Annotated in this window: 2 protein-coding genes; both read left to right on the top strand. The window is 48.8% G+C overall.

The window, feature by feature from the left end; translation table 11 throughout:
- The first annotated feature begins 610 nt into the window (after positions 1-610).
- Complete coding sequence (locus QZP87_RS12640) at positions 611-1,126, top strand: VTT domain-containing protein (protein WP_291323283.1); 516 nt, start codon at positions 611-613, stop codon at positions 1,124-1,126.
- 625 nt (positions 1,127-1,751) lie between these two features.
- Positions 1,752-2,639, top strand: an 888-nt coding sequence (locus QZP87_RS12635) for a radical SAM protein (RefSeq protein ID WP_291323282.1), incomplete at its 3' end; no start/stop codon positions are given.

Below are 2,639 nucleotides of genomic sequence, written 5' to 3'. Positions count from 1 at the left end.
GTTTGAAATTTCCAATAAGCGCCTAGATTATATCCAGAGTAGCTACACTTTCATGACACCAGGCATGAAAACTGCTAAAAACAAAGACTTAAAAATTACACTACAGGGTAACCATTCAGGGGGTCCTCGGTATTGATTGCTGGCACCAGGCCCGGGGACTGTCCCCGCTATGTACTATCTGTGCAGGTTCACACAACTAAGCGTTTGTCATATTATATTGTGCAGGAAAGATATCGCGGGGACTGTCCCCAGTCACGCCAGAGGCGTGATTCCGGCACCCCCTGAATGGCTACACTACAGGTATCTGTTTAGCGCTTTTAGGAAAGCAGGGGAGAGCCAGTCCCCATGCCACATCCAAAGCGCTTAACAGATACGTCAATGGCAACCGGTATTGCAAATGAAAGATTGCCGAAACCAAAAAAGTATTGTCGAGGGGACCGACCCATTTTTGGACAGGTATAACTCTTTTAATTGGGTTGCGGGCAGAGCCCGCTTTGCAGTATTATTTATTTTATTGCTTTTTCTGGTTATCGCATTGTTCGCTGCCGGTGTATACCCCGGCATCGAATACAACATCCTGCAAAATGAATTCTCATACATTCAGCAGAGTATGTCTCCGGTTTTATTCATTGCCTTGATGATCACTCTCCCTGCTGCAGGTTTCCCTATAAGCGTTTTTTTGGTCATGTCCGGAATCAAGTTCGGGATACCTTTTGCCGTTTTGCTGTGGCTTCTGGTCCTGCCCGTGCATGCGATGCTTGGTTACTATTTATCCGGAAAACTGAGAAAAACCATCAAGAGAATCAGCGAAAAAAGAGGATACCATGTCCCCAGTGTACCTGAACACAGCACTGCCATTTTCAGCTTCCTGTTTTATGCGATTCCAGGATTACCCTATGCCTTGAAAAATTATCTCCTGCCCCTGGCCGGAGTACCCTTCAGTTATTGCGTATTTATGAACAGCATTGTCCAGGCTCCTCAGGGAATCCCTTTCATTATTCTTGGAAATTCTGTAATTGAACTCGATCCCAGGATGTTTTTTATTGCACTGATTATGTTCACTATGCTCTATATAGGGCTGCGTTGGCTGAAAAAAAAATATTGGAATACAATCCATGGGTCATGAGTATATTATACATCGGCAGGATTGAACATAAATGACTGTTATTTGTTTAGCACTTTGCAAGTCGCATGGATTCCTGATCCACCTTCTGGTCGTATAGCCGGTGTCTACGGGTCGGGCTTCCTGCTCGGAGAGCATACAGCTCGGAGAGAGAAGAGGCATACAGACCGAAGGTGAACTGGCTTCCCTGGCACCTTTTTTCATATATTCTGTGTATGATGCACCTGCAAAAAGTCGGGGAATGAAAAATTCACAAATCAACAATATACATAACTCTCTGATTTTACTGACTTCTGACTTCTGATCTCTGACGTCTGTGACTGCAAAAATGACTTTTTGCAGTCACATCGTGTATCTGTTTAGCGCTTTGGATGTGGCACGGGGACTGGCTCTCCCCGCACTAATTTTTAGCTGATGTGAAGATCATTACTGAAAAATAAGTGCGGGGGTGCCTGTCCCCTGCTTTCCTTAAAAGTGCTAAACAGATACATACATACAGAGTTCAGCGTAACCATTCAGGGGGTCCTCGGTAGTGATTACTGGCACCAGGCCAGGGGCCGGTTCCGGAACTCCCTTAAATGGTTACAGTTAAGCAACATTGCATATTTTTGAATTACGGAGGACAATCATGCAGCCAGGTTACATACAGGCATTGGAAACAGGTGAACTACGGCGCAGAATTGAAAAGGCCGGGCAGTTGTCCGCCAAATGCTGCCTTTGCCCGCGCAACTGCGGGGTGAACAGGCTGGAGGGGGAACTGGGGTTTTGCCGCACAGGCCCTCTGGCTCAGGTGGCCGCGTTCAATCTGCATTACGGCGAAGAAGAGCCCCTGGTGGGCGAGCGCGGTTCCGGAACAGTTTTTTTCGGCCACTGCAACCTGGGCTGCGTCTTTTGTCAAAACTACGACATAAGCGACAACCAGAGCACCCACCAGGAAGTACACCCCAATCAGCTGGCCTGGATCTTCATGCAGCTGCAGAAACAGGGAGCGCACAACATCAACCTGGTCACTCCTTCCCATGTGGTCCTCCAGGTCCTGCAGGCCCTGGAACTGGCCGCTGGTGACGGGCTGAATATTCCCTTAGTATATAACACCAGTTCCTACGACGAAGTGCATACCCTAAAGCTTCTGGACGGCATCGTGGACATATATCTGGCGGACTCCAAGTTTTTTTACAGCGAACAGGCCCGCAAATACGCAGACGCCCCGGACTATCCCCGGAAAGCAAAAGAGGCCATCCTGGAGATGCACCGACAGGTGGGAGGACTTGAAACTGACGATCAGGGCATCGCCCGGAGGGGACTGATGATCCGGCATCTGGTCATGCCGGACAACCTGGCTGGCTCGGATGAATGGCTGCAGTTTTTTGCAGAAAACCTGAGCATGGATACCTTTTTAAACATCATGGGCCAGTACCGCCCTGCCGGCAAGGCCCATAATCACCCGGAACTCCTGGGCCGGGTCAGCGGCAACCAGGTGGAGACCCTGAATAAAAAAGCCCGCAAACTCGGACTG

Source organism: Desulfonatronospira sp. (genome assembly GCA_003563255.1).
GTDB lineage: Bacteria > Desulfobacterota > Desulfovibrionia > Desulfovibrionales > Desulfonatronovibrionaceae > Desulfonatronospira.
Note: the sequence above shows the minus strand (reverse complement) of the source record. Positions and strands in the feature narration are given on the sequence as shown.

Coding starts and splice junctions, on each gene's coding strand:
- QZP87_RS12640 (WP_291323283.1), top strand. CDS start 611: ATGTCTCCGGTTTTATTCATTGCCTTGATGATCACTCTCCCTGCTGCA.